Source organism: Pseudanabaena biceps PCC 7429, from assembly GCF_000332215.1.
In the GTDB taxonomy this organism is placed as follows: domain Bacteria; phylum Cyanobacteriota; class Cyanobacteriia; order Pseudanabaenales; family Pseudanabaenaceae; genus Pseudanabaena; species Pseudanabaena biceps.
On record NZ_ALWB01000206.1, the window covers coordinates 1 to 9,333 of the forward strand.

Sequence of the window (9,333 nt, forward strand, 5' to 3'; positions counted from 1 at the left end):
TTGCGAAGCAACGCTTTCAAAAATTTCCTTGGTTTGGGTTTGAGCGCAAAGCGCTGTAACATATCAAAGGATAGCGGAGCTTTGCTCCCCTATCCTTGGGGATCAAGCGATCAGTTGTTTCAGCTTGTTGACTAATTCTTTTTCTTGGTAAGGCTTACTAAAGCAAGCATTTGCACCTAATTCTAGAGCCAACTTTTGCCCATTTTCATTATTCTTTGCCATCAGGGCAACTATTGGTAAATTGCAGAGATCAGTGTCAGAGCGAACTGTCGATAGCAGTTTAAATCCATCCATATGAGGCATCTCTAAATCAGTAATCATCACATCAAAGTTCTGACTTAGGGTAACTTCCGTCTTCAGCAGGGCAAGAGCCTCCTTCGCATTTTGAACTTGCTCGGTTACAAATCCAGACTTGGTAAGCGTCATCGCCAGATAGCGTCTGACATTCGCCGAAGATTCAACTATTAATACTCTAGGGTGCAATAATTTCCGAGGTGAACTCTTGGCGATCGCGTCTGTAAATAACCCCGAACTTTCTAGATTTTCTGACTTAGGCGATCGCTCCAAGCGTTCGGCTATGGTTGTTACCTGCATAGGTAATTTAACAGGCGGCAATTCTGGGGATCTATCACCAGCACTAAAAAAGTCAGATAAACTACTCAAATTGTTTAGACCGACTGGATGCGGACGCGATAATTGCTCGTTTTCCTTCGGAAGCGATCGCAAAAACTGGCTCGCTAATTCAGCAGGATTGAGTAGAGCAACCGCCTGATTATTCCCCAAAATCACGCTTCCCAGAAAAATCTGAGGGAGCAGGATATCACCTTCAATATGCTGGAAAGTTGCTTCTTGTTCGTGCCAGCAACCGTCTGCCTGTAGGGCAAAGAAGTTATTTTCGTGATGAATTACTAGAAAGGAAGATGGATTACGACCAGATGACTGGGTTTCGCTACGATAGGGGTAACCCCAAGACTGACTCAACTCTGCGCCTTGACTTAAAGTTTGACGACAATTGATCTGAAGAAGAGAATTAAGTTGGACAATTGGCAACACACGATCGCGCCATAGCAAGGTTTCTTTGCCTTCAAATGTTTGATTAAGGGCTTTATCCTCGATCGAAATTACTTCCCATACATTTTTACTGGAAATTGCTAAGCACATGCGATCAATATCAATCAGTAATACGCGCATCAAGGAAAGTAGGTTTGGCAACATCAAAGTAAATTGAGTTCCCTTCCCCATCTCGGAATGTACGGTGATAGAACCACCAAACTCGCTAAGCTTAGCTCTCACATCGCTCAACTTGGCTCCTTGGATAGAGCTATTGATGAGATCGAAATCTGGCTCAAAAATCAAGTTTGTTAATTGCTCGTCACTCATATCCACAGCCGAAAATTCCGACCTATCCGCGATCGCTTGCTCAAACTGTTGGCGAATCTTTTCCATATCAAGCCCCCGTCCATCATCGCAAACCTTGATTTGTATACCTTCGTCAGATTGAGTTGCTATGAGTTCGATCTTACCTTGTGGAGTCTTTCCAATGCGCTGGCGATCATCAACGGACTCGATCCCATGGTCGAGCGCATTACGAAGCAAAACTTCCATAGACTCAGCAACAACGGCCGCCATCGCTCTTTCCAGTCCAATTTCTGCCCCTTTGACAATCAACTCGACTTGCTTACCATTATGTAGTGACATCTCTCGCAAAATTCGCGGAAATTTTCTCACAAGGCTAGAGACAGGACATTTGAGAACTTGACGTAAATTTTTCCTCAAATGGCAAATATCGTGACTCATCGCATCGGTCTGTTTGTCAGCTAGTTCAATGACATTAGTGATCCTAGCGATCGCCCCTTGGAGGTTTGCGATCGCCTCAGGATTGTCGTTCGCAAATTTAGGTTCTAACAACTGGAAGTGTTTTTGCACCTCTCCAGACAACATTTGCATTTCTTCTAAATAGACATCTAGATTCCCTTTACGCAACAATAGTTCTTCCGACAGATCTCCTAGCAGTTCTACATGATTTAAGGGAAGGCGAATGGTTTCTTCATTGTCACTCACATCACCTTGGAAAGCTCTGGCTTCGATTAAATCGCCCCCATCGGTTTCTGGACTCATTTCGTAGTTAGCGGTCAATGACAGATTTGCAAATTCTGCGTAGGACATTTCGCGATCGCCCAAATCCAACTGAGACAGATCCTGCCAATCCGTGGGAGTATCATCAATACTATTATGATAGATTGGTGATTCCTCCAATGAGGTATCAATATCTGAAACGGAAAAATCCTCTCTAACTATTTCAGCAGCAGCTAATGAAGCTAATTGGAAGTCCTGATGCAATCCTAGAGAATGGTCAATATCATCAGGAATATCATCACCCTGCTCTAAGGCTACAAAAAAATCGGTATTAATCAATTCGACAGAAATATTATTATCCTGCTCTTTGTCTTGCTTTAGGGATGCGAAAAAATCGTTAGCAATCAAACCAATAGACCTATCGTCATCGCCCATATCACTATCAGTCAAACCAATAGATATATCGTCTTGCTCTAAAGATTCAAAAAAATCACTAGAGATTAAATCGCCTTCTAAAGATTCAAAAAAATCACCAGCTATTGAAAGATCATCCCCAGTATTTATAGCTTCAAAGAAATCGCTGGAAATCGAGATATCGGCATAATTATCTTCGATTAAATCAAAGCTAGAAGACTCAGATGGAACCTCAAGTTCCCGCAATAGGGGCATAATTGAAATACCCCGATCGCTTTCTGGGGCAATCTCAGCAATCCAATCCTCTTCAATGGCTTTAACTTCAATATTATCGTGATCTTGATAATCTGCGATCGCCTCATCTCCATCTCCGTTAATAAGCTCTTCAGAAGTAACCTCAAGAGGGTTTTCATACCTAGCCTCAGGAATATCTTCAGGAATATCCTCTAGAACTTCTTCTAGAATATCTTCTAGAACGATAGACTCTCCTGAGCTGATTTCCTGTGGCATGGGTTCATATTCATGGGGGTCGGAACTATTCGCCAAGACTTCAAAAGGAGATTCCGTAAATATGTCTGCCAGAATTTCTGGCTTTGGCAATTTACCTTCGTCACCAATTAGAGTTTCTTGTCCTAAATCACCAGAACTATCAGAAAATTCATCTGGATCACCGTCTAAATCACCATCTAGACTATCGATAGTATCCGCAGCATCTGAAAACAAATCAGGAAACAAACCTTCTAATTCCCTACTAGCCATTCCTGAGATATCTTCAAATGGTTCGCTAGCCATGTCTAGATCTCGATCCTCCTGAATGATCAGAAAGCCATCCAAACTATTAAGCTGACTGCTTATATTGATATTATTGATATAGGATGAATTGGCAAAATCCTCTTCAAAATCACTATCCAAATCCGTTCTAAAATCTATATCGAATAAATGCATCCCCTCCGACGTATTATCCACACCAAAAGGTTCGCCTTTATCCTTTTTATCCTGAGAGTTTATTTCCTCTAGAGTATCAAATACTTCCAACTCTAACGATAAATCCTCATGGAGTTGCTCGAACAGGTCACCCTGAATTTTCATCCAATCTTTAGAGGTTTCGATCTCCAGACAGAACTCATTAATTATCTGATTAGCTACGCCAATTATCTCTAAAAGCAACTCCTTCGTAATCCAATCAACCTCAGAATGGCGATCGCGTAATAGATAAAACACCTCTTCAAAATGTTTAATTATCTCCGCAAAAGCAGAGTTCGGTTGGCAAAAATCTGCCCGAACCGCAGCATCTTGGAGCAATTTATTCGTGGCAATCAGACTATCAATTTGCTCGCGAAAATTTGGCAAAGTCGCATCTAATTCCAGAACTTTATTTTTCAGATTCTGGGTATGAACTTGAGACTCTTCAGAAAAGATTTTTTTCGGTTGAGGTAATATTTCAATCATAGGAAAAGTCGGTATATCTAACTTTGTTTATCTTCCGCCTTAAAACTCAGTAGTAATAAAGAGCGATCGCGCAGGTAGACTCGATCGAGTTTGCATCATTTTTTTGCATCACGGTTTTGCATCACGGTTTTGCATCATGTTTTAAAATGAGTTAAGGACTGTTGTAGGTCGCCAGAATATCGGCGCGTTGCCTTAATGAATTTGGCAGCCTCCGATGAAGAAGCCAAGGTTCTCTTAGCCATATGAGAAATATCCTGCATCAAGTTCGCAACCCCCTCAGATGTTTGAACTTGCGATGATGTTGCCTCGGCTATCGCCGCCATCAATCCGTCAATTTGCTGTGAGATCTGCGCGATTTGTTGGAGACTATCCTTAGCGGCGATCGTCAATGTATTGCTTTCCGAGATCTGAGTGCTACCCGATTCCACTGCCGCCATTACAGCCGTAGTTTCGGTTTGGATATTACCAAGTAGAACTTCCACCTCCTTAGTTACCTCAACGGAACGGAACGCCAGTTCGCCAACCTCTTCAGCAACCATCGCAAATCCACTAACGCCATCACCTGTCCGCGAAGATTCAAGCGTTGCGTTAATTGCGAGGAAGTTTGTCTTAATGGCAATCTCATTAATTGTCGAAATTGCCTTCGCAATTTTTTGGGATACAGTTCCCAATTGCTTGATTCGCTTAGCAGTGGTCGAAACCGTATTTTGTAATTCGCCGACCTTGGACATAACTGCATCCAGAGAGCGATCGCCATCCGATAGTTTTTCTACTACCAGTTGTGATGATTGCACTACTTGCTGACTATAGTTGGCGATCGTATCTGCTGAAAGTTTCGCCATTTGGGCAGTAGTAAGGGAGCGCGTCACCGTATCTAGTTGTCTCTGCGAAATACTTGCTAAATTAGCGATCGCCTGCTCATTTTGTCCGAGGGAGAAATTAACTTGGTTAGTCGAGGACTTCACTTGAGCAACGATATTATGTAAACCACGAATTACATCATCAAAGAATATAGCCACATTCTCTAAACTACCGTCAATCGACTTGGTGGAGACAGTAAGATCCCCTTCAGACAGAGCTTGGACATCCTTAAGCATCTTCACCAACTGTTCCTGAAGCTCTTCCTTCTGTAGGCGATAGCTCTCAGCTTCAGCATGTCTTTGGACAATCTCCGCTCGTACTTTTTTACCCAAATACAATATTTTCTCGTCTAGTAAATCCTCATCTTTAACTTCTTGTTTTTCTTCTCTCGCCAGTTTTGCCAAAACTTTAAACAGTTTGACCACTTGCAATTGCAGGTGTTGTTTCTCCTGCTCCTGCTTTTGAATCATCGTCTGAAACTGCTCGGACATCCGATTAATACTGAAAGAAATGTCCGACAGTTCGTCATTTCCTTCCACGCTTAAAGCCCCAAAGCTAGCATCAACATTCCCCTGCCTTAGATCGCGTAAAACAGCCCGAATATCTTTAAGTCTGGTACTTATTCGCCGCGACAATGCATAAATAATGGCTGCGGCAAGTAAGGGAGTTACACCAAGCCCAATACCAATTACTAACAGTAGATTTTGGTTGCCTGCAATGACAGTGGCTTTGTCAACAGTTGTCAGGATGTCTAAAGCCAGTGAGTCACCAGCTTGGGCATTAGGAACAGGTGCATAGGCAACCATTTGCACATTGCGATCGCCCCTAACTAAATCCTTGGGATTCGCGGACTGTCCCGATCTCAAATCGGTCAATATCGCAAAATCTGCTAACGCATCTTCACTGCCCGTAATTGGCTGCGAACTAGCAAAGTACTTGTTAGCACTATCAATTACATAAAAATTACCATTCCCAACCCCATTGTTATTTCTGGCGTTAGTTAATTCATTCACCAAATTCTTCGTAGAAATTTCCACCTGTAAGATCACGCTAGCCTTTGGTGAACCAGCAAATTTAATTGGGGCAACCGCATAAAAGTACGCTCCATTCTTGGTAACGATAGAATTACTAAGTTGCACTGTTTCAGCGGACTTTGCCCTATTAAGAGCTTTGGGATTAATAGTTTGCAGCGTTTTTGAATTAGCTGACTGAGCCAGTAATTCACCATTAACACTAAACAAAGCGATGCTTGTATATTCAGGATAGGCTTGACCGTAAAGATTAAGGCGATTAGTCAACTGCTGCTTATATTGACGTTGCTCAGCAATTGGTAGAGACTCAATGGAGAGCAATTTATTGTTTGTCAAATTGGCTGGCTTGGACGAATTGGTTTGCCCTAAATCCGTCGATCCCAAAAGCTTCTGCAAGACCTCCACATCGCCAGTTTGCCCCTTGAGAAAGCTTTTTGTCGCATTGGCAAGGGCGATCGCCTCTGACTGTTGGGCTTGCTTAACCCTATTTAATAACAAGCTATCCCCAACTTGATAGGCAACTACCCCTAAAGCGATCGCAGGAATGGTCGCAATCAGCGTACCCCATAGAGTGATCTTTTGCCCCACGCTAGAGAATTTAAACATATCCTCCAAGGCGATCGCGGAAGTATCTTTCCCCTTAACGCGACTATTTTGAGATGATGTCCCCCAATCGAGAAACACGGAATCTAAATCCTTATTCTTTTCACTTTTAAGCGCTGTATCCTGACTGTTAATTGATTGATAACTTTTCTGAGTTTCACCAATTAGACCATCACCAATTAGACCATCACCAATTAAACCATCGCCAATTAGACCATCGCCAATTAGAGCGTAGGAAGAAGAGTGATCGGTTAGGTCATCGATATCTTCCACAAGATTTTCTATATCGCCAAATATCAAGGGCTGATCGTCGATTAACAGATGATCAGGCTTTGGATCTGGCTTTGCTAAAGGATTTACCTGTTCGCGATTCTGAGGTGCGTTCTTAGATAGCGCAGCGATCGCAGGTGGTGGTGGGATCATTCCATTCCCATTACTAGCACCTACAGCATTGGTTGTAAATTTTGGCTTGGCAATCGTCTTATTAGGAGGCGTAGCTAAGACCGTCAATTCATCTAAACCCGATTCATCTTCAGGATCAATTATGTAGGCAATACTATTAGCACTCGTCCCATTAGACTTGGGGCTTTTGTTACGTCCAGATTTTGGTTGCGAGTTTCTATTTTTCTGCTTAGCCCCTTCAAGCTTATCCGTTACTTGATCGCCAGTCCCCTGATCCCCCGATCCTTTTGGCTTAGCCTTTTGATTATTAGCCTTTTGATTAAAATTACTGAAAGTATTTGCATTTTCCTGAAGCTCCTTAAGCTCTTCGGGAGACTTGTTTTTCTTCGCAATATTAGCAAGCTTATTCTGAATTTGAGCTAGGGAAGTACTTGCCAAATCGAGTAGGTCAGGATCGTCAGTAAGCGTCAATACTTGTTGGTACTGAACCTTGGCATACTCAATCTTTCCTGCCTTACGAAAAGTTGCCCCCAACCAAATATGCAGCTTGGGATTGCGAGGATCCTCATACAACAATTCTGAAAACTGTTGCATCGCCTCTTCATACCGACCCTCTGCATAGGAGTGTAGAGCCGCCTGATACTGCGCTGTCATCATGATCGTCCCTGCATGAAATACGTCTATCTTGTTTCAAAAAGGAGGCTTAGTCTCTACAAGTCTCCTAATACACAGTTAAACGCATTAACAAATAGATCCTCTAGCGCCATTTTGCTTGTGTTTATTAAAAAAAGTGCTATTGTATTTAAGGACTTGTTGCACTCAGTTATATAGAAATTGAAAAAGCTGGTTTTATTGCTTGGATGTGATTGGCTCCTCAACCTAAAGTTGGGAGAAAGACGCGAGTCTGATCCTACTCTTTCTTGGGACGATGCCTGTGAAGGACCTAGTATGTTCCGATCGACCTTCTAACTATCAGGGTTGTAACTACTGTTAACAGCCTAGGTCGATCGCTTCTCATCATGGGGAAGATTAAATATTTTTTCAAAACTGAATAGGCAGCAAAGAACTCCCTAGGGGTAGGATTTGTTTGTGTGTAATGTTGCTGGAGCCGATATCTTTTATCGAAAAGATTGATATGGGCTGCGAGTCATCATGGGCATAGATAAAAGTTTTACCTGATGCGTGAGTATGTAGTTTTGCTTGTTCTGTTATTGAAGTTTGCTCAAAATTTTTTCGCATACATCTACAACACATAGCATCTAGGACAAACAAAATCATGAAACGCGATCTACTCAAACAGACTGTTGAACATATTGACATCAAAGCTTTTGATGTTGTCGGATTGGTTGACGCAATGGCAAATACAGCGTTCCAAGGTAGAAACCTCGGACGTGCAGCTCATATCTATGACGATATGATCAAAGACAAAGATTGCGCGATCATCCTCTGTTTAGCTGGTTCTTTATTTAGTGCAGGGCTAAAGGGAGTTATCTACGATTTGATCGTCAACAACATGGTTGACATGATTGTCTCTACAGGTGCAAATATCGTTGATCAAGACTTCTTTGAAGCCCTCGGCTTTCGTCACTATGTCGGTGATACCTTTGCTGATGATGCAGTCCTCCGCGAAAATGCTATTGACCGCATTTATGACACCTACATCGATGAAGATGAATTGCGCGTTTGCGACATGACGATCGCCGAAATCGCGAATTCTTTACCTCGTCGCACCTACTCTTCCCGTGAATTTATCCACGAAATGGGAGCCTATCTCGATAAGAACGCGAAGAACCGTCACTCGGTGGTATTGGCGGCTTACCAACATCAAATTCCCATCTTCGTTCCTGCTTTCAGTGACTGTTCCGCAGGTTTTGGACTTGTTCACCACCAATGGAACTCTCCTGAAGATCACATCAGCATTGACTCCGTACGCGATTTCCGTGAATTGACTCAATGCAAGTTGGCAAGCCCTCATACTGGTCTATTCATGATCGGTGGTGGTGTTCCTAAGAACTTTGCTCAAGACACAGTTGTTGCAGCTGAATTGCTTGGTTTTGAAGCAGCAATGCACAAATACGCAGTACAGATTACCGTTGCTGACGAACGTGATGGCGCTCTCTCAGGTTCCACTCTGAAGGAAGCACATTCTTGGGGCAAGGTGGACATTGTCCAAGAGCAAATGGTTTACTCGGAAGCAACTGTAGCTCTTCCTCTCATCGCTGGCTATGTCTACGGTAAGCGCAACTGGTGCGATCGCGCTCCTCGTCAATTGGCACAACTATTCAACAAGCCCTTCGTTCCTAACTTCAGCAGTATTCCTGCTCCTGTAGGCGTATAGATCTTGATATAGCTATATCGCCATTCCAAGAATAAAAATAGCGCCGCGAATCGGCGCTATTTTTATTCTTGGGGTTTGTGTCCTAATCTTGGCAGCTATATTAATACCAAATCACAAAATGGCTACGCCATTTTGTGATTTTAAAACCCTTACTGGGTT

The 9,333-nt window shown here is 42.7% G+C and carries 3 protein-coding genes; 1 reads left to right on the forward strand and 2 read right to left on the reverse strand.

The genetic code is table 11. The annotated features are described in order from the left end of the window. Window positions 1-102: 102 nt before the first annotated feature. Both PSE7429_RS18310 and PSE7429_RS23850 read right to left on the reverse strand, forming a co-directional pair. Window positions 103-3,939 carry an ATP-binding response regulator gene (locus tag PSE7429_RS18310; protein WP_009628811.1) on the reverse strand — a complete coding sequence of 1,279 codons (3,837 nt, stop codon included), beginning with the start codon at window positions 3,937-3,939 and terminating at the stop codon, window positions 103-105. Window positions 3,940-4,073: 134 nt separating this feature from the next. After that, window positions 4,074-7,493, reverse strand: coding sequence for a methyl-accepting chemotaxis protein (locus PSE7429_RS23850; RefSeq protein WP_009628812.1), 3,420 nt, complete (start codon window positions 7,491-7,493; stop codon window positions 4,074-4,076). A gap of 619 nt (window positions 7,494-8,112) precedes the next feature. On the opposite strand from PSE7429_RS23850, the gene PSE7429_RS18320 reads away from it, so the two are divergent. Further along, the gene (locus PSE7429_RS18320) at window positions 8,113-9,174 is read left to right on the forward strand and encodes a 1,9-bis(guanidino)-5-aza-nonane synthase (RefSeq protein ID WP_009628813.1); all 1,062 of its coding nucleotides are present in this window, start codon (window positions 8,113-8,115) and stop codon (window positions 9,172-9,174) included. Window positions 9,175-9,333 lie beyond the last annotated feature (159 nt).